Here is a 17,697-nt window from a genome sequence, read left to right on the forward strand (position 1 = left end):
GGTTCGTGATGCGTCTTCGCCGTCCCCGCGGCCTGTCCTGCTACTGGCATGAAGGCCAGTTCGTCGTGCATCCGTATCCGCGCGGCACACCCGTCGCACTCCACCCGGCGGCGGCGGAGATCCTCTCCGCGTTCGAGGAGTGGACCGACCCCGCCGAGGCCGCGCGGACACTCGGTCATCTCGCGCCGGAGACGCTCGGCGAGGCCATTCCCGCGCTGCACGAGGCCGGGCTGCTGATGTCCGAGGGCAATCCGCAGGCGCAGCACGACGAGCTCATCGCCCGTCACTGGGGTACGTGGGCGCCCGAGGCCCCGTTCTTCCACTACGCCACCCAGGACGTGCCCTACCCCGACCATGAGGCGGTCTCCGAACGGGCCCCCGGCGCCGCGGACATGCCCCCGCTGTTCACCACCCATCCCGGTGCGGACCGGCTGCCGCTGCCCCGGCTGCCCGCGGATCTGCGCGTCCCCTACGACGAGGTGCTCTACCGCCGGCGTACGCACCGCGACTTCACCCGCGAGCCCGTTCCGCTGAGGACGCTGGCCACGCTGCTGGCCGTGGTGTTCGGGCCCGTGGACTTCATCGACTCCGGCCGTGGCGCGCTGTTCCGGCGCACCAGCCCGGCCGGCGGCGCCCGGCAGGAACTCGACGCGTACGTCGGCGTCCTCAACGTCAGTGAGGTGACTCCCGGCATGTACCACTACAACGCGCTGGAGCACTCACTCGAACTGATCGGTGAGGGCTTCACCCCCGACGAGGCCGCGCATCTCTGCGCCGACCAGGCCTGGGCGGGCGGCGCCGCGTTCCTGGTCGTTCTCAGCGCCGCGCTGGAGCGCATGAGCGCCAAGTACCCGACACCCCGCTGCTATCGCGTCTGCCTGCTCAACGCCGGTCATCTGGGCCAGACCTTCGCCCTCACCGCCACCGCGCTCGGCCTCGGCCCGGCGCAGACCGGCGCGTTCCACGACTCGGCCGTCGCGGAGCGCTGTGCCCTGGACAACATCGCCCGTACCCCGCTGTACGTCCTGGCCGCGGGTCACCCCCATCCGGCGCCGGAGGACGCGCCGCCGCCGGCCGTGCTGCGCACCTTCCGCGACACGGCCCTCCACCGGTGAGGAGGCCGGGGAAGCGCGGAGACGGACTCACCACGCGTCGGCTCACCACGCGTCGGCTCACCACGCGTCGGCTCACAACGCGTCGGCGAGTTCCCCGATCTGTTCCGCGAGATGCGGGTCGGGGTGGGGGACGCTGCCGAACTCCTCGTCCTCCTCGATCGTCAGGCGCTGCACGGCCGCGCGCAGTGCCGGGCTGGGCGGGCGCCGGTGGTGTGTGGTGGGGTGGCAGACGCTGAGCCGCCCCGCCGGGAGCGCCACGAGCCCGGAGTCGAGATCGGCGGCCTGGTCCGCCCAGTGCGCAGCGTCGCGCCGCTCTCCTCTGCCGAGGTGGAGGAGATAGAGGCAGTAGGCGGCCGTGGGGTTGCCGGCGCCGGCCGCGAACTGCCACCAGAACTGGGCGCCTTCATGCCATCCGGCCAGATTCAGCAGGCAGGCGAAGTGCAGTGCGCCGTCGGGGTCGATACGGCGGGAGTTGGCGAGCCGGGCCAGCTGCCCGGCCGCGTCGATGCCGTGCAGCGCCTCGGCCGACAGCGCGTGCAGATCCTTGCCCGCCTGGTCGTGGACGGTCGGGAAGAAGCCGGCCGGGGCCGCCGGATGGGAGCGGGCGATACCGGCGCCACGGGCGCCGGAGGTGTCGAACATGAGGGTGTCGGCGACATCACGGGCGAGCTGCGCCTTGGAGGCCGCGAGGTCGTACTCGGCGAACGCGTCGGGGATCACAGCGTCTTCCAGGACTTCGTCGATGCCGCGCGGGGGCTGCATGGGGTTCACTCCTTCTCCTTGCCGGCGTCCGTGTACGGGGGCAGGCCGAGTTTCTGGGCGATGCGCCGCTTGGCGAGCCGCCGGTGGGAACGGACGGTGTCGCGCTCCACGCCCATGATGCGGGCGACCCGGTACGAGGGGTAGCCCAGCACGTACAGCAGCACGATCACGTCGTACTGCCGCTCGGGCAGGGAGGCGATGGCGGTGTAGAGGCCGAGCGAGGTCTCCATCACCTCGAACTTGCACCGCACCGACTCCAGAACCGCGCGGGCGGTGCGCTGGAACGCGGCGGTCTCCACGAGCTGGGGGTCCAGGCCCGCGAGCCGCAGATGGGTGTCCACCCGCGCCTTGAGCAGTGCCCACGCGTACGCCTCCGGGCTCTCCGCCCGCATGACGCGCTCCCAGTTGAGGGCCAGATGGGAGAAGCAGCGGCGCACCACCGCGACGGCGGCGGCCTTGTCGCCGAGCATGGCGTGGGCGTAGTTCAGATAGGCCTTCACATACAGGTCGTGGAAGGCTTCCAGGGCGGGCGGCAGGGTGTACTGCACTTCGGCCAGGTATTCGCCGTGGTCGTCCGGCGACGGGAGGTCGGTGTTCACGGCTGGGCCTCCTCGTCGTGACTGGCGGGCGTGAGCACTTCGGTCCGGGGAGCACGGGGAGCACCGCGGTGGCGGTCCTCTATCAGCGCGGCGGCTCCCACCCGCACCCCGGCGCGCAGCAGACGCCGCGTCAGGTAGCGCAGGTCCGAGGCGAAGACGCGCGCGGCGGTGGCGAGCACCAGCAGGGCGAAGACGTCGTTGGGCGTCACGGCATGTCCTTCTTCTACTGAGCAGCACCTCGAACTCCCGCTGGTGCTGGAGGACTTCGATGTCCTCAAGAAGCAGCTTTTCGGACCGGGGTGGTCAAACGTGCAACGCGACACCCAAGAAAAATACGGAAAGCGATCGTCCCGTTACGTGCGGAAGCCGTCCCATCCGCCACATGCGCCACACCGTGTGATCGTACGAACACCCTCAGGCAGGCTCCGACCTGCGCCGACGCGACCATGCGGACCGAGCCGCCGCCAGTCGCCCTCGCGTGCAGTTCAATCCACAATCGGTCCGAATGTGGCGCAGATCACTCAGTTGTGGCGCACTACCTGGCACGAACTCCCCTTGGAACGACCGTCCGGGGCGCGCGCGTTCATCGCGGCCCGCCGAACCAGTGGCGCAGCGCCTCGCCAGGACCCGCGCCGTCCGTGGCGCCGTCCTCCGCGGCCCAGGCGACATAGCCGTCGGGGCGTACCAGCAGGGCGGCGCAGGGCAACGCCGGTACGGGCTCGGTCCGCACCACCCGGAGCACATGGGCCCATCCCCGGGCGTCGGCCGCGTACGGAAGGCCCCGCTCACCGAACAGCAGAAGCAGCGGCCTGCCGCCGCGCAGCAGCCCGATCACCTGCGCCGGGCCCGACTCCGTCAGCAGCGTGGTGTTCCGCAGGAACCGTCCCTCCCACCGCGAGGACCGGACCGACCCGGGCGCGACCGCCGTGTCCTGCCCGCTGATCATGTCGCTCAGATGCCGGGCCCCGTCCTCGCCCCGGTCTCGCCCCTCACCGCCGTCTCCCTCCGTGCCGTTTCGCTCCGCGCCGTCTCCCTCTTTCGCCTCGTCGCCCGCGAGCAGGCCGGCGAACAACGCGCGCAGCGGGTCGAGTTCGGGGCCCGGACGCATCAGGGCGACCTGGACGGAGGTGTTGTCGATGACCCGGCGGGCGGCGGGCCAGCGCTCGTCGTGATAGGTGTCGAGGAGACCGGCGCCCGCGGTACCCCGCACGGTGAACGCCAGTTTCCAGCCGAGGTTCAGAGCGTCCAGCAGACCGGTGCTCAGGCCCTGCCCGCCGATGGGGAAATGCACATGCGCCGCGTCGCCGGCGAGCAGCACCCGCCCGGCGCGGTAACGGTCCGCCTGCCGCGCGAAGTCACTGAACCGGCTCAGCCGGCTCGGGGACGCCATCTCCACATCGTGTCCGGCGATCCACGACACCCGCGCGCGCAACTCGTCCAGGGAGACCGGGGCGTTGCGGTCGCCGTGCCCGCCCTTCCAGTCGAGCGCACGGACCAGGACGCGCCCGTCGGCCATGGTCTTGGTGACGATCCAGCCGCGTCGGGTACGGTGCCAGCCGAGCGGCGGGACCCGCTCCCCCGTGAAGCGGACCAGCCCCATCAGCGCGGACACCGTCGCGGGCCGGGTGTCCGCCGTGATGCCCGCCCAGGCGCGGACCGCGCCGCGCGAACCGTCGGCTCCCACCAGATACGCGGCACGGAACACCCGTACGCCGTCCGGGCCTTCGGCCGTGACGTCCACGCCCTCGGGGCCCTGCCGCGCCCGGGTCACCCGGTACCCGCGCAGCACCCGCGCCCCGACGGCCCGCGCCCGTGCCTCGAAGGACCGCTCCAGAACCGCCTGGGACTCCTTCAGGAGAGGCTCGGGTTCGGAAGCGGGAGCGGTGATACGGAGTCCGGGCAGGCCGGCGAAGTGGAAGAGCCGCGAGACGGTGCCCTCCGCCGCCGCGTCGGGCGCCGGGAAGTGGCCGCGCCGCGCCAGGCACTGCACCGTCCGCGCGTGCACGGTGGTGGCCTTCGGCCGGTCCGATGTGGTGGCACGGGCTTCGAGGACCACGGTGTCGACGCCGTACGCCCCCAGCTCGGCGGCGAGGAGCATGCCGACCGGTCCGCCACCGACGATCACGACCTGCGCGTCTTCCCCGCCTTCCGTGACCGTCACTCCGGACTTCCCCATCTCGGCCCCCCATCCGCCTCGCACAGCCCGTCGGTCCTGTCCGTCCCGCCCCTCCCACGGTCCGTCGGCGCGGCACGGACCGGAATGTATGTCCCGGGCCCCACCGTGATCAATACCGTCGACGGCTCAGCCGAATGGGTGAATCCACTCCCCTGCCGGCCGGCGTGTCCCGCCGGACTCCACCCACGCGCGGCGATCGCGGGCTATGGTCTTCCCAGTTCGCGGGTACGAATCCCGCCGTCGGCCCCGGCCGACGTGATCGAGCAGCACGACGCCCCCTCCGACGGAGGGGGCGTTCTTGTTGTGCGGGCCGGTCCGTGCGGGCCGGTCCGTGCGGGCCGGTCCGTGCGGCTCAGTCCGTGCCCGTACCGGCCTCCGCGGCGGGGAACTCTTCCACGAGGCGGTCCGGCGCGGCCTGCTTCCAGGAGTCCACGAGGATGTCGCGCAGTTCGTCCAGATCCTCCAGCGCGCTCAGCCGTACCCGCACCCACGCGGAACTCGCCTCGTGCGGCGGCACCCAGAACTTCTCCGGCTCGGCCGCGATCAGCTCCGTCCGTTCGTACCGGGGGCAGCGCACGGCGAACGACGTCTGATCGTCCGGGACCGTGACGAACATCTTCCCGGCGACACGGAACGTGGGCATGCTCCACGCCTCCTTCTCCACGGTCTGTGGGAGGGACAGCGCGATACGGCGGACTTCCTCGGCATCAATCACGGTCACGGCGACCATGGTAAATGCCCTCCGGCACACACCCCCATGGCGGTTCTACCGGTGCCCGAACCACCCCGCGGCGGGCAGCAGTCGCGTGTCGTACCCGAAGAGCGCCTGGTTCTCCCACGCGTTGCCCGACGAGGGGTCCTGCGGGTCCCAGCCGCTTCCGTTCACCGCGGTCCAGGCCGGCTCCCAGTAGACGACGCCGAGGCCGCGACCGCCCGGGACCGCCTCGACGACGTTCATGACATCGCGCAGATTGGCCGCCTGACCGGCCGGGGTCGCCGGATAGCCGGGCGCCAGCTGGGCGGCGGAGGACACGTTGTTCACCAGGGAGTCACCGTTGGCGAGCGTGTGGGCGTAGGCGGTCTCGGCCACCAGGACCGGCTTCCCGTACCGCGCCGCCACATCGTCCAGGTTGGCCTGGAGACCGGAGAGCGGGCCGTGCCAGTAGCCGTAGTACGACAGCGCGATCACATCGAACGGCACCTGCCGCGCCACCGCCTGGTCGAACCACCAGCGGGTGCCCGCGTTGTCGCCGCCCTCGGCCAGATGCAGAACGACCTGGGTGGTGGCGGAGACGGCCTTCGCCGCCCGCGCTCCGGAGGTGAGCAGTCCGGCGAGCTGCGTCCAGTTGTCGGTGGAGCCTTCCGGCCACAGCATCCCGCCGTTGATCTCGTTGCCGATCTGCACCATGTCGGCGGTGGTGCCCTGGGCCTTGAGCGCGTTCAGCACATCGAAGGTGTGGTCGTGGACGTCGGTGCGCAGCCGGCTGTAGGGGTGGGAGGCCCACGCGGCCGGCTTGTTCTGCTGCCCCGGGTCGGCCCAGCGGTCCGAGTAGTGGAAGTCGATCAGGAGCTTCATGCCCTCGGCCTTGGCGCGCTTGGCCAGTGCCAGGATCCGTGCCTTGTTGTTGTAGCCGTCGGCCGGGTTCACCCAGACCTTGAGCCGCACGTAGTTCATCCCCGCGCCGCGCAGGATCCGCAGGGCGTCGGCGCTCGTGCCGTCGGCGGCGCGGTAGGCGGCGCCGAACGCCTCGTTCTTCGTGAGTGTCGAGAGGTCTCCGCCCTTGACGGCCAGGCCCGTCGTGCCGGCCGTGAAGGTGAGGTCGTCGAAGTTGGCCCACTCCCCCGCGTGGGCGTCGGAGTTGAGGCTGACGGTGCACTTGCCGCCGCTCACCCGTACCGACGTGACGATACGGATCCACTCGCCGTTCGGTGTGGGCGGCAGGTCGGTGCGCTGTTCCGCGCCGCCGCAGTCGCGCAGGGCGATGTAGGCGGCGTTCTGGCCGCCGCTGGAGCGGACCCGGGCGCTGAGTGTGTAGGTACCGGCGGCCAGTCCCGTCAGGTACTGATATGTCTCGACCTTGTAGGCCGAGGCCGACCAGTGGGTGAGCCGGCGGCTGCCGCTGTAGCCGCCGTTCTCGCTGTAGGAGGCGGTGTTCTGCCCGGTGGCCGAGTAGGTGCTCCAGCCGGCCGGGGTGGTGGTACCGGTGGGGTCGGCCTCGAATCCGGCGTTGCCGAGACTGTCGGCGGCGTGCGCCCGCTGGGCGGGCAGGACGGTGAGGAGCAGGGCGCCCAGCACGCAGAGCGCGGCGGCGCGTGGTGAGCGCCGGGTCCGGGTGCGATGTGCGAGGTGCATCGTCGATGTCCCTTCGGGGGGTGACGGGGCTCAGTCGTCGAGCTTCACGACACGTACCGCTCCGGCGGGCAGGCCGAGCCGGCCCGCCGTCCTCTCACCGGTGAGGAGTTCGGTGCCGTGCGCGGGCAGCGGCACCTTGGCGTCGGTGCCGGTGTGGTTGACGGCGAAGAGGTAGTCGCCGCCCTCGCCGGTGCGGCGTACGACCTCGACGTCGCGCGGCAGGCCGGTGCGCGGCGCGAGCCCGGCGTCCTCGGCGGCGGCGTCGAGGACGGTGTCGAGGGCGCGGGCGTCCAGGCGCGTGGAGACGTACCAGGCCGTGCCCCGGCCCAGCCGGTGCCGGGTGATGGCGGGCCGTCCGGCGGTGAGCCCGTCGGCGTAGGTCCAGACGGTCTCGGCGCCGCGCGGGACGACGAACTCGCTCCAGACGTCGCCGGTCAGCTCCGCTCCGCCGGCCTCGGTGAGCCGGACCCGTTCGCCCTCGCCGAGGGGCGAGAACTCCTCGACGGTGAGGCCGAGGACGTCGCGCAGGACGCCGGGGTGCGCGCCGGGGTGGACGGCGTCGTGCTGGTCGACGATTCCGGAGAAGTACGAGACGACGAGTGTGCCGCCGTTCTCCACGTAGGTACGGAGGTTGCGTCCCGTGACCTCGACCGCGAGATAGAGGGCGGGCACCACGACGAGGGGGTAGCGCGACAGATCGGCTTCCGGGTGGGCGAAGTCGACGGTGAGATGGCGGTCGTAGAGCGCCTCGTAGAAGGTGTCGGCCCGTTCGCGGGCGTCGTGGTCCTCGCTCGGCCGCCATTCGAGGCGCTGTGCCCACCAGGACTGCCAGTCCCAGACCAGGGCGGCGTCGGCGGCCGTTCTCGTACCGCGTACCGCCTCCAGACCGCCCAGCGCGGCGCCGAGCCCGACGACCTCGCGCCAGACGCGGCTGTCGGTGCCCGCGTGCGGGAGCATCGAGGAGTGGAACTTCTCGGCGCCGCGCCGGGACTGGCGCCACTGGAAGAACATCGCGCCGTCCGAGCCGCGGGCCACATGGGCGAGGCTGTTCCTGGCCATCTGGCCGGGCGCCTTGGCCGGGTTGCGCGGCTGCCAGTTGACACCGCTGGTGGAGTGTTCGAGCAGCAGCCAGGGGGCGCCGCCCGCCACGGACCGGGTGAGGTCGGCGGCCATGGCGAGGTTCACATGGGTCCGCCGGCCGTCGGTGATGAGGTAGTGGTCGTTGGTGACGAGGTCGACCTCGCGTCCCCAGGCCCAGTAGTCGACGGAGTCGCACTGGCTGAGCGCCGTCATGAAGTTGGTGGTGACGGGGATGCCCGGGGAGTGCCGGTGCAGCAGGTCGCGTTCGCGTACGAAGTTCTCCCGCATGGTGGCGTCGGCGAAGCGCGTGTAGTCGAGGCGCTGGGCGGGGTTGCAGACGGTGGGGGTGGCGCGGGGCGGTTCGATCTCGTCGAACGAGCCGTAGCGCTGACCCCAGAACGCCGTCCCCCAGGCCTCGTTGACGGCGTCGACCGTGGCGTACGCGGCGCGGAGCCAGCTGCGGAAGTGGACCGCGCAGTTGTCGCAGTAGCAGGCGCTGACGGGGACGCCGTACTCGTTGTGGACGTGCCACAGCGCCAGCGCGGGGTGGCCGCCGTAGCGGCGGGCGAGCTGTCCCGTGATGGCCGCCGCGGCGGCACGGTACGCCGGTGAGCTGTGGCAGATCGCCCCGCGCGAGCCGAACGCGTACCGCACACCCTCCCGGCTCACCGGGAGGGCGTCGGGGTGGGCGCGGTAGAACCAGGCGGGCGGGGCGACGGTGGGGGTGGCGAGGTCGATCCGGATGCCGTGCTCGTGCAGGAGGCCGATGATCCGGTCGAGCCGGTCGAAGTCGTAGCGGCCGGGCTCGGGCTCCAGCAGGGCCCAGGAGAAGATGCCGAGACTCACCAGGTTGACGCCTGCCTCGCGCATGAGGCGGACGTCCTCCTGCCAGACCTCCTCCGGCCACTGTTCGGGGTTGTAGTCCCCGCCGAACGCGAGCCCTTCGAGCCCTCGGGGTGCGGTGTCCGGCATGAAGGTGCCTCCTGTGCTGCGTGCGATGAGGACTGCGGAGTGTGGGAACGTGCACACACATAAGCGGCGACGCAGTTCCCACATAAGCGCACAGGAACAACCATTGACAAGTGTCCGGGACGTTTCTCTACTGTGAACGCTCACAGAGCACGGCCGGTCCGACGCAGCCAGGTCGGGGACCTTCGTCAGGGGAGAAACACCATGCAATTCAGCACGCGCGGACGCCTCGTGGCCATGTGCCTCACCGTCGCGCTCGGCGCCACCACCCTCGCCGCCTGCGGCTCGGGCGACGGGGACGACGCGGAGTCCGGGTCCGACGGTCCCGTCTCCCTCACCTACTGGGCCTGGGCACCCGGCATGGACAAGGTCGCCGATATCTGGAACACGACGGAGGGCAGGAAGACCGGCGTCACCGTCACGGTCAAGAAGCAGGCGTCCGGGGACGATCTGGTCACCAAGATCATCACCGCGGCCAAGGCGAAGAAGGCCCCCGACCTCGTGCAGGCCGAGTACCAGGCGCTCCCGACGCTCGTCAGCAATGACGTACTGGCGGACATCTCCTCCGAAGTGGCGTCCGCCGAGGGCGCGTTCGCCCCGGGCGTCTGGCAGCAGACGACACTCGGCACGGACGCCGTCTACGCGGTCCCGCAGGACTCCGGGCCGATGATGTTCTACTACCGCGAGGATCTCTTCAAGAAGTACGGGCTGACGGTGCCCACGACTTGGGACGCGTTCGCCGACACCGCGCGCGCTCTGAAGAAGAAGGACCCGTCCAGGGCGCTGACCACCTTCTCCAGCAATGACGCGGGGCTCTTCGCGGGTCTGGCACAGCAGGCGGGCGCCAAGTGGTGGACGACGCGGGGAGACACGTGGAAGGTCGGGATAGCCGACGCCGCGACGGCGAAGGTCGCGGACTTCTGGGGCGGCCTGGTCGAGGAAGGCGTCATCGACAACCAGCCCATGTACACGCCCTCCTGGAACAAGGCGCTCAACACGGGCGGGCAACTCGCCTGGGTGAGCGCGGTATGGGCGCCCGGCACCCTGACCACCGCGGCGCCGGACACCAAGGGGAAGTGGGCGATGGCGCCGCTGCCGCAGTGGAGCGCGGGCGAGCGTACGACGGGCAGCTGGGGCGGCTCCTCCACCGGCGTCACCAACGACTCCGGCCACAAGAAGGCCGCCGCGCGGTTCGCCGCCTGGCTGAACACGGACAGCCGGGCGCTGGCCGCGCTGGTGAAGGAGGGCGGGATCTATCCCGCCGCCACCGCCGCGCAGACGGGCGGCGCGCTGAGCGCGGCCCCCGCCTTCTTCCCCAACCAGCCGGATTTCTACGCCGAGGCGGCCGGGATCGCGAAGACCGCCGCGCCCTCCGCGTGGGGGCCGAATGTGAACGTCGCGTACACCGCGTTCCGTGACGCGTTCGCCTCGGCGGCCAAGAACACGTCGGACTTCGGCGCGGCCCTCGGCGTCATGCAGCGGGACACCGTCGCCGACCTGGAGAAGCAGGGCTTCGAGGTCACCGGGTGATGGCCCAGGACCCGCGTGCCGCTCGGGCCGGGCACTCCGGACGCGGCCCCTCCGGGTGGCGGGTGCGGGGCGCCCCGTACGCCTTCCTCCTCCCCGCCGTCGTACTGTTCGCGCTCTTCTTCGCCCTGCCCATCGGTTACGCCGTCTATCTGAGCCTGCGAAAGGTCGAGGTCAAGGGGCTCGGGCTGGGCTCGGGGGCGCGGCAGGAGGTGTGGGCGGGGCTCTCCCACTACACCGTCGCGCTGTCCGACTCCGAGCTGCTCGCCAGTGCGCTGCGCGTGCTGGGCTACGGGGCGATCGTCGTGCCGTCGATGCTCGGGCTCGCCCTCGTCCTGGCGCTGATGCTGGACGCCGAGCGCACCCGGCTCGGCGGTTTCTCACGGCTCGCGATCTTCCTGCCGTACGCCGTCCCGGGGGTGATCGCGGCGCTGATGTGGGGTTTCCTCTATCTGCCGGACGTCAGCCCGTTCCACTATCTGCTCGGCAGGGCGGGTCTGCCGGCGCCCGATCTGCTGGACGGCGGACCGCTCTACGCGGCCCTCGCCAATATCGCCCTGTGGGGCGGCACCGGCTTCAATATGATCGTCATCTATACGTCGCTGCGCTCGATCCCCGCGGAGATCCACGAAGCGGCCCGGCTCGACGGGGCGTCCCCGCTCCAGACGGCCCTGCGGATCAAGATCCCGATCGTCGCGCCCTCGCTGGTGCTGACCTTCTTCTTCTCGATCATCGCGACGCTTCAGGTGTTCAGCGAGCCCACGACGCTCAAGCCGCTGACCAACTCGCTGTCCACCACCTGGTCCCCGCTGATGAAGGTCTATCAGGACGCCTTCGTCAAGGGAGACATCTATTCCGCGGCGGCCACCTCGGTGGTCATCGCCGTCATCACGCTCGTGCTGTCCTTCGGCTTCCTCAGGACCGTGGGCTCCCGTTCGAACCGGGGAGAGACCCAGTGACCGCCGCCACCACCCGCCGTATCGCCTGGGTGCCGACCGCGGCGCTGCTGCTCGGCGCCCTGTACTGCCTGCTGCCGGTGGCCTGGGTCGTGGTGGCCGCCACGAAGTCCGGCCGGGAGCTGTTCTCCACCTTCACCTTCCTGCCCGGCACCGGGTTCGCCGGCAATGTCGCCGACCTGTCCGCGTACCGGGACGGGGTGTACTGGCGGTGGATGCTCAACTCCCTCTTCTACGCCGGGTTCGGCGCCCTGCTGTCGACCGCGGTGTCCGCGCTCGGCGGCTACGCGCTCGCGGTCTACCGCTTCCGGGGCCGCGAGACCCTCTTCAACGTACTGCTGGCGGGCGTACTGATGCCGCCGGTCATCCTGGCCGTACCGCAGTATCTGCTGATGGCGAAGGCCGGCCTGGCGGACAGCTATCCGTCCGTGCTGCTCCCGCTGATCCTCTCTCCGTACGGGGTCTATCTCGCCCGGATCTACGCGGCCGCGGCCGTGCCGCCCGATGTGGTGGAGGCGGGGCGGATGGACGGGGGCGGCGAGTGGCGGATCTTCCGGTCGGTGGCGCTGCCGATGATGGTGCCGGGACTGGTGACGGTGTTCCTCTTCCAGTTCGTCGCCGTCTGGAACAACTTCCTGCTCCCGTACATCATGCTCGGCGACGACCGGAAGTTCCCTGTGACGCTGGGCCTCTACACCCTGCTCCAGCAGGGCTCCAACACCCCCGCCCTCTACACCCTGGTGATCACCGGCGCACTGCTCGCGGTGCTGCCGCTGATCGCGCTGTTCCTGGTCATCCAGCGGTTCTGGAGCCTGGATCTGCTGTCCGGGGCCGTAAAGTCCTGACGCGACAGGCACGATCATGAGAGAACGACAGGTATGAGCCGCACGGACAGCAACGGCCGCCGCAAGCCGCCCACGATCCATGACGTGGCACGGGAGGCGGGTGTCTCACGGGGCACCGTCTCGCGCGTGCTCAACGGCGGCCACTACGTGAGCCCGGCGGCGGAGGAGGCGGTCAACGCCGCGATCCGCAAGACCGGGTACGTGGTCAACCGGCACGCGCGCAGTCTGATCACGGGCCGGTCCGACTCGGTCGCCTTTCTGCTCACCGAACCGCAGGAGCGCTTCTTCGAGGACCCCAACTTCAATGTGCTGCTGCGTGGTTGTACGCAGGCGCTGGCCGGCCATGACATTCCGCTGCTGCTGATGATCGCGGGTACGAAGGACGAACGGCGCAGGATCACGCGGTACATCACCGCCGGCCATGTGGACGGTGTGCTGCTGGTGTCCAGTCACTCCGGCGACCCGGTCGCCGAGCAGCTGCGCGCGGCGCGCGTCCCACTGGTGGCCTGCGGCAAGCCGCTGGGGCAGAGTTCACGGGTCAGCTATGTCGCGGCCGACGACCGGGACGGCGCCCGGGAGATGGTCCGCCATCTCGTACGGAGCGGGCGCCGGCGGATCGCGACGGTGACCGGTCCGCTCGACACCCCGGGCGGCACCGAGCGGCTCGCCGGGTACCGGGACGTCCTCGCCGAGTCCGGTATCGAGGCCGATGAACGGCTGGTCGCCACCGGGGACTACAGCAGGGCGAGCGGCGAATCGTGCGCCGGTGAACTGCTGCGCCGGGCACCGGACCTGGACGCGGTGTTCGTCGCGTCCGACCTGATGGCGCAGGGTGTGCTGAGCGCGCTGCGGGACGCGGGCCGCCGGGTGCCCGACGACGTGGCGGTGGGCGGGTTCGACGACTCCCCGGCGGCGCTGGGCACCCGGCCCGCGCTCACGACGATCCGGCAGCCGTGGGACCGCATCAGCTCGGAGATGGTGCGCGTGCTGCTCGCGCAGATCGGCGGTGAGGACACGTCCACGGTGATCCTCCCCACCGAACTGGTACGGCGCGAATCGGCGTGACGCCGAGGGTGCCGGCGGGCGAGTCGGTGCTCCCGGCCGGGTGCACACCCGGCCGCGCTTCAATGTTAGGGTCACCTTACTTTTCGGATGGTGAGATTCCGCCCGGTGGACAGCCGGTCGCGGAGAGGCAGTGAGGGCGGCTCGCATGCGTGGTGGCACGATCGGTTCGAAGGTCCCCGGGGCGTGACGGCGGACTCACTGGCCGGCGTGGGGACCGGGAAAGCCGGTCGTGCGGTCCTGAGCCGTCCGCTGCTCGCCCTGGGGCTGCTGCTGACCGCCGCCGTCCTCGCGCTGGCGACCTGGGCGAGCCTGGTGACCGGTTCGGGAGACGCCGGGGCGGGTGATGTGTTCCGTGCGCTGCTCGATCCCGATCTGTCCGACAAGGGGCAGCTGATCGTGCGGGAGGTGCGTGTTCCGCGTACGGTCGCCGGTCTGCTGGCGGGCGTGGCGCTGGGCCTGGCCGGGGCGGTCATGCAGGGGGTGGCCCGCAATCCGCTGGCCGACCCGGGCATCCTCGGGATCAACGCGGGCGCGTCCGTGGTCGTGGTGTTCGCGATCGGGGTGCTCGGGCTGACGCGGCCGCCGCAGTACATCTGGTTCGGGTTCCTCGGCGCGCTCGGCGCGGCCGTCCTCGTCTATGGCATCGGCTCGCTCGGCCGGGAGGGGGCCACACCCGTGAAGCTGGCTCTCGCGGGCGCGGCGACCAGCGCCGTCCTCACCTCGCTGACCACCGCCCTGCTGCTGACGGATCGTCAGACCTTCGACCAGTTCCGCTTCTGGCAGGTCGGCTCGCTCGCCGACCGGGATCCCGATGTGCTCTGGCAGGCGCTGCCGTTCATCGCAGTGGGCGCCGTGTTCGCGCTGGCGCTGGGTCCGCGGCTGAACGCGCTCTCGCTCGGTGACGACCTCGCGCGGGCGCTGGGGCAGCGCGTGGGGATGGCCCGGCTGGCGTCCGCCGCGGCCGTGGTGCTGCTGTGCGGCGCGGCCACCGCGGTCGCCGGGCCCATCGGCTTCGTCGGCCTTCTCGTCCCGCATGCCGCCCGGGTCGTCACCGGCCCCGACTACCGGTGGATCCTGCCGTACAGCATGCTCCTGGCGCCCGTGCTGCTGCTGGTCTCGGACATCGTGGGGCGGCTCATCGCCTCGAACGGTGAGATACAGGTGGGGATCGTGACGGCCGCCATCGGCGCCGTGCCCTTCGTGATGCTGGTGCGCCGCCGCGATCTGGCGGAGCTGTGAGGGAGTGGGCGGCGGAAGTGGGACGTGACGTGGCCGGAGAGATACGGACCCCCGGCGGCCCGTTCACGGAGGAGCGACTGGCCGGTGCCGTACGGGAGGTCGCCCTGGTCCGCAGGGCGGGCCGGGCCCGCGCCGCCGTGGTCACCGTCAGCCTGCTGGTCGCGGCGCTCGCCACGCTGTGTCTGGCGCTGTCCGTGGGCGATCTCGTCCTCCCGCTCCGCGAGGTCGTCGCCACCGTGGCCGGCGGGGGCGACGCCGGTTCGCGGTTCGTCATCATCGAACTGCGGCTGCCGCGCGCGCTGACCGGTCTGCTGGTGGGCGCGGCGTTCGGGCTCTCGGGGGCGGTGTTCCAGACGCTGCTGCGCAACCCGCTGGCCAGCCCCGACATGATCGGCATCACCTGGGGCGCGAGCGCCGCGGGCGTCCTGGCCAGTGCGGCCTTCGGCCTCAGCGGTCTCCCGCTCTCGCTCTGCGCCCTGGCGGGGGCGGTGCTGACCGCGGTGGCGATCTACGCCCTGGCCTGGCGCGAGGGCGTCGCCGGATACCGGCTCGTGCTGGTCGGCGTCGGCGTCGGCGCGGCGTTGTCCAGCCTTGTCTCGTATCTGCTGACCAGTTCGGCGGTGACCGAGGCGCAGGACGCCCTCGCGTGGCTGGCGGGCAGCCTCAACGGCCGGTCCTGGTCGCAGCTGTGGCCGCTGCTGGGGGCCATGGTGGTGCTCGTACCACTGACCTTCCTGGCGGCGCGGTCGTTGCCCGCGCTCCAACTCGGGGACGACACCGCGCGGGGCCTCGGCACCCGGGTGGAGCGCGGCCGGCTGGCGCTGATCGGCTGCGCGGTGGCGCTCGCGGGGGTGGCCACGGCCGCGGCGGGACCGGTGGGTTTCGTGGCCTTCCTGGCGGCGCCGATCGCGCGCCGGCTGTTGCCGGGGCAGGGCGCGGCCCTGCTGCCCGCCGCGCTGACGGGAGCGCTGATCGTGAGCGTCGCGGACTTCGCGGCACAACATCTGCTGGGCTCCGTCCAGTTCCCGGTGGGCGTGGTGACGAGCCTGATCGGCGCCCCGTATCTGCTCTGGCTGCTGGCCCGCTCGAACCGTGTGGGCAAGGGCGGCTGACCGATGGAACGGAAGGATCTGCGCATGAGTGCGGAGCACACGCTGGCGGCGCGGGACGTCCGGCTCGGCTACGACGGCCGTGAGGTCGTCGGCGGGCTGAGTCTGGACATACCGCCCGGCGCGATCACCATGATCGTCGGCCCGAACGCCTGCGGGAAGTCCACCCTGCTGCGTGCGATGGCCCGGCTGCTGGCGCCGTCCTCGGGCAGTGTGCTCCTGGACGGCAGGAGCATCCAGGAGATGCCGACCAAGGAAGTGGCGTCGGTGCTCGGCATCCTGCCGCAGAGCCCGGTGGCGCCGGACGGCATCACGGTGAGCGATCTGGTGGGCCGTGGCCGCTATCCGCACCAGGGGTGGTTCCGCCGCTGGACGTCCGAGGACGACGCGGCCGTGGCGCGGGCGCTGCTGGCCACCGATGTGCTGGAGCTCGCCGGGCGGCCGGTCGATGAACTGTCCGGCGGCCAGCGGCAGCGGGTCTGGATCGCGATGGCGCTCTCGCAGCGTACGGACATCCTGCTGCTGGACGAGCCGACGACGTTCCTCGACATCAGCCACCAGCTCGATGTGCTGGACCTGCTGACCGATCTGAACCGGGAGTACGGCTCCACCATCGCGGCCGTCCTGCACGATCTGAATCTGGCCTGCCGGTACGCGGACCATCTGGTCGCGATGAAGGAGGGGCGGATCGTGGCGGAGGGCGCTCCCAGCGACATCGTGACGGAGGAACTGGTCACGGAGGTGTTCGGGATGCGCTGTTCGATCACCGAGGACCCCGCCTCGGGCACGCCCATGATCGTACCGATCGGGCGTCATCACATCACCCCGGTTCAGGCGTGATTTAGGGTAGGCTAACCTAATTCCATGTCATCACGAAAGAACCCCTCCGCTCCCTCCCCGCACCGCTCCCGGCCGGCTCTCCTCGCACTGTGGGCCGTACTCGCCGCCCTCGTCATGGGGTTGACGGCCTGCGGCACCGCATCGGACTCCGCCGGCTCCTCCCCGGAAGCCGCGTCCGGCGCCGAGGACGGTGCCTTCCCCGCCACCGTCGCGACCAAGTTCGGGGACATCACCGTGGAGAAGCGGCCCGAGCGCGTCGTCGCACTGGGCTGGGGCGACGCCGAGGCGGTGCTCTCGCTCGGCGGACAGCCCGTCGGAGCCAGCGACTGGCTGGCGTTCGGCGGCGACGGGGTCGGGCCCTGGGCGAAGGGCCTCTACAAGAAGAGCCCTCAGATGATCGGCACACTGGAGCCGGAGTTCGAGAAGATCGCGGCCCTCGCGCCCGATCTGATCCTGGACACCAAGTCCAGCGGCGACCAGTCCCGTTACGACACTCTCAGCAAGATCGCGCCCACCATCGGCGTGCCGAAGGGCGGCGAGCAGTACAAGATCTCGTGGCGTGAGCAGACCGAGATGGTCGCGGCCGCCCTCGGTGTTCCCGGGAAGGGCAGGACGGTCATATCCGAGACCGAGAAGAAGTTCCGGGACTCGGCCGCCGCCCACCCCGAGTTCAAGGACAGGACCATCACGCTCGGCTCCCGGACCAGCGAGGGGTTCGGCGCCTATGTGCACGGCACGGGCCGCGTCGACTTCGTCGAGCGCCTCGGCTTCACGAACAACCCGCGGGTCGACGCGAAGGCCGGCGCGTCGTTCTTCATCAACGTCTCCCGCGAGAACCTCGATCTGCTCGACGCCGATCTGACGGTGATGACACCCATCGGGATCCCCGCCGCGAAGATCAGCGACGACCCGCTGTACCGGGCCGTCCCCTCCGTCAAGGCCGGCCGTTCGGTGGTGTTCGACGACGCGACCCTCAGCGCGGCCTTCTCGACGGACTCGGTGTTCTCGGTGGCGTACGCGCTGGAGAAGGTCGTCCCGCTGCTCGCCGAACCCCTGAAGTAG

Annotated in this window: 16 protein-coding genes; 9 read left to right on the forward strand and 7 right to left on the reverse strand. The window is 71.2% G+C overall.

All coding sequences use genetic code 11. The features are described from left to right. The first annotated feature begins 8 nt into the window (after nucleotides 1-8). A complete protein-coding gene (locus ACIOGX_RS02525) occupies nucleotides 9-1,115 on the forward strand; it encodes a SagB/ThcOx family dehydrogenase (RefSeq protein WP_401909629.1) in 1,107 nt (368 codons plus the stop codon). 72 nt (nucleotides 1,116-1,187) lie between these two features. On the opposite strand, the gene ACIOGX_RS02530 is transcribed toward ACIOGX_RS02525, so the two are convergent. The 7 genes from ACIOGX_RS02530 to ACIOGX_RS02560 all read right to left on the reverse strand — a co-directional run bounded on the left by ACIOGX_RS02530 (nucleotide 1,188) and on the right by ACIOGX_RS02560 (nucleotide 9,057). Then, nucleotides 1,188-1,877: a hypothetical protein gene (locus ACIOGX_RS02530; RefSeq protein ID WP_356509759.1), complete on the reverse strand. Its 690-nt coding sequence runs from the start codon at nucleotides 1,875-1,877 to the stop codon at nucleotides 1,188-1,190. Nucleotides 1,878-1,882: 5 nt separating this feature from the next. Then, entirely contained in the window at nucleotides 1,883-2,476 is a 594-nt protein-coding gene (locus ACIOGX_RS02535; protein WP_356509757.1) for a sigma-70 family RNA polymerase sigma factor, read from the reverse strand. After that, nucleotides 2,473-2,685, reverse strand: coding sequence for a hypothetical protein (locus ACIOGX_RS02540; RefSeq protein WP_356509755.1), 213 nt, complete (start codon nucleotides 2,683-2,685; stop codon nucleotides 2,473-2,475). Before ACIOGX_RS02540 ends, ACIOGX_RS02535 begins: the two co-directional genes overlap by 4 nt. A 374-nt stretch (nucleotides 2,686-3,059) precedes the next feature. Next, on the reverse strand, nucleotides 3,060-4,637 hold the full coding sequence (locus ACIOGX_RS02545; RefSeq protein WP_401909632.1) for an FAD-dependent monooxygenase: 1,578 nt from the start codon (nucleotides 4,635-4,637) through the stop codon (nucleotides 3,060-3,062). Between the two features lie 367 nt (nucleotides 4,638-5,004). Further along, nucleotides 5,005-5,382 carry an MmcQ/YjbR family DNA-binding protein gene (locus tag ACIOGX_RS02550; protein ID WP_356509752.1) on the reverse strand — a complete coding sequence of 126 codons (378 nt, stop codon included), beginning with the start codon at nucleotides 5,380-5,382 and terminating at the stop codon, nucleotides 5,005-5,007. A gap of 36 nt (nucleotides 5,383-5,418) precedes the next feature. Continuing rightward, nucleotides 5,419-7,005 carry an arabinogalactan endo-beta-1,4-galactanase gene (locus tag ACIOGX_RS02555; RefSeq protein ID WP_401909635.1) on the reverse strand — a complete coding sequence of 529 codons (1,587 nt, stop codon included), beginning with the start codon at nucleotides 7,003-7,005 and terminating at the stop codon, nucleotides 5,419-5,421. Nucleotides 7,006-7,035: 30 nt separating this feature from the next. Further along, nucleotides 7,036-9,057 carry a beta-galactosidase gene (locus tag ACIOGX_RS02560; protein ID WP_401909638.1) on the reverse strand — a complete coding sequence of 674 codons (2,022 nt, stop codon included), beginning with the start codon at nucleotides 9,055-9,057 and terminating at the stop codon, nucleotides 7,036-7,038. 201 nt (nucleotides 9,058-9,258) lie between these two features. Between ACIOGX_RS02560 and ACIOGX_RS02565 the strand changes: the two genes are divergently transcribed. From ACIOGX_RS02565 to ACIOGX_RS02600, 8 genes are all read left to right on the forward strand, one after another. After that, nucleotides 9,259-10,584 carry an ABC transporter substrate-binding protein gene (locus tag ACIOGX_RS02565; RefSeq protein ID WP_401909641.1) on the forward strand — a complete coding sequence of 442 codons (1,326 nt, stop codon included), beginning with the start codon at nucleotides 9,259-9,261 and terminating at the stop codon, nucleotides 10,582-10,584. Beyond that, nucleotides 10,584-11,540 (forward strand): carbohydrate ABC transporter permease, encoded by a 957-nt coding sequence (locus ACIOGX_RS02570; RefSeq protein WP_401909644.1) that lies wholly within the window; start codon nucleotides 10,584-10,586, stop codon nucleotides 11,538-11,540. Before ACIOGX_RS02565 ends, ACIOGX_RS02570 begins: the two co-directional genes overlap by 1 nt. Next, entirely contained in the window at nucleotides 11,537-12,382 is an 846-nt protein-coding gene (locus tag ACIOGX_RS02575; protein WP_356509743.1) for a carbohydrate ABC transporter permease, read from the forward strand. Before ACIOGX_RS02570 ends, ACIOGX_RS02575 begins: the two co-directional genes overlap by 4 nt. Before the next feature lie 33 nt (nucleotides 12,383-12,415). Then, on the forward strand, nucleotides 12,416-13,447 hold the full coding sequence (locus ACIOGX_RS02580) for a LacI family DNA-binding transcriptional regulator (RefSeq protein WP_356509741.1): 1,032 nt from the start codon (nucleotides 12,416-12,418) through the stop codon (nucleotides 13,445-13,447). 183 nt (nucleotides 13,448-13,630) lie between these two features. Beyond that, the gene (locus ACIOGX_RS02585; RefSeq protein ID WP_401909648.1) at nucleotides 13,631-14,686 is read left to right on the forward strand and encodes a FecCD family ABC transporter permease; all 1,056 of its coding nucleotides are present in this window, start codon (nucleotides 13,631-13,633) and stop codon (nucleotides 14,684-14,686) included. Between the two features lie 17 nt (nucleotides 14,687-14,703). Next, nucleotides 14,704-15,798, forward strand: a complete 1,095-nt coding sequence (locus ACIOGX_RS02590; RefSeq protein WP_401909651.1) for a FecCD family ABC transporter permease — start codon at nucleotides 14,704-14,706, stop codon at nucleotides 15,796-15,798. A gap of 24 nt (nucleotides 15,799-15,822) precedes the next feature. Continuing rightward, a complete protein-coding gene (locus ACIOGX_RS02595) occupies nucleotides 15,823-16,635 on the forward strand; it encodes an ABC transporter ATP-binding protein (protein ID WP_356509734.1) in 813 nt (270 codons plus the stop codon). Between the two features lie 24 nt (nucleotides 16,636-16,659). Continuing rightward, on the forward strand, nucleotides 16,660-17,697 hold the full coding sequence (locus ACIOGX_RS02600; RefSeq protein ID WP_401909654.1) for an ABC transporter substrate-binding protein: 1,038 nt from the start codon (nucleotides 16,660-16,662) through the stop codon (nucleotides 17,695-17,697).

This window comes from Streptomyces sp. NPDC088147 (assembly GCF_044741565.1).
Lineage (GTDB): Bacteria > Actinomycetota > Actinomycetes > Streptomycetales > Streptomycetaceae > Streptomyces.

What these genes read in the sequence shown, in the direction of transcription:
- ACIOGX_RS02525 (WP_401909629.1), top strand. Translation starts at nt 9, where the DNA reads ATGCGTCTTCGCCGTCCCCGCGGCCTGTCCTGCTACTGGCATGAAGGC.
- ACIOGX_RS02530 (WP_356509759.1), bottom strand. Translation starts at nt 1,877, where the DNA reads ATGCAGCCCCCGCGCGGCATCGACGAAGTCCTGGAAGACGCTGTGATC.
- ACIOGX_RS02550 (WP_356509752.1), bottom strand. Translation starts at nt 5,382, where the DNA reads ATGGTCGCCGTGACCGTGATTGATGCCGAGGAAGTCCGCCGTATCGCG.
- ACIOGX_RS02555 (WP_401909635.1), bottom strand. Translation starts at nt 7,005, where the DNA reads ATGCACCTCGCACATCGCACCCGGACCCGGCGCTCACCACGCGCCGCC.
- ACIOGX_RS02560 (WP_401909638.1), bottom strand. Translation starts at nt 9,057, where the DNA reads ATGCCGGACACCGCACCCCGAGGGCTCGAAGGGCTCGCGTTCGGCGGG.
- ACIOGX_RS02565 (WP_401909641.1), top strand. Translation starts at nt 9,259, where the DNA reads ATGCAATTCAGCACGCGCGGACGCCTCGTGGCCATGTGCCTCACCGTC.
- ACIOGX_RS02570 (WP_401909644.1), top strand. Translation starts at nt 10,584, where the DNA reads ATGGCCCAGGACCCGCGTGCCGCTCGGGCCGGGCACTCCGGACGCGGC.
- ACIOGX_RS02580 (WP_356509741.1), top strand. Translation starts at nt 12,416, where the DNA reads ATGAGCCGCACGGACAGCAACGGCCGCCGCAAGCCGCCCACGATCCAT.
- ACIOGX_RS02595 (WP_356509734.1), top strand. Translation starts at nt 15,823, where the DNA reads ATGAGTGCGGAGCACACGCTGGCGGCGCGGGACGTCCGGCTCGGCTAC.
- ACIOGX_RS02600 (WP_401909654.1), top strand. Translation starts at nt 16,660, where the DNA reads ATGTCATCACGAAAGAACCCCTCCGCTCCCTCCCCGCACCGCTCCCGG.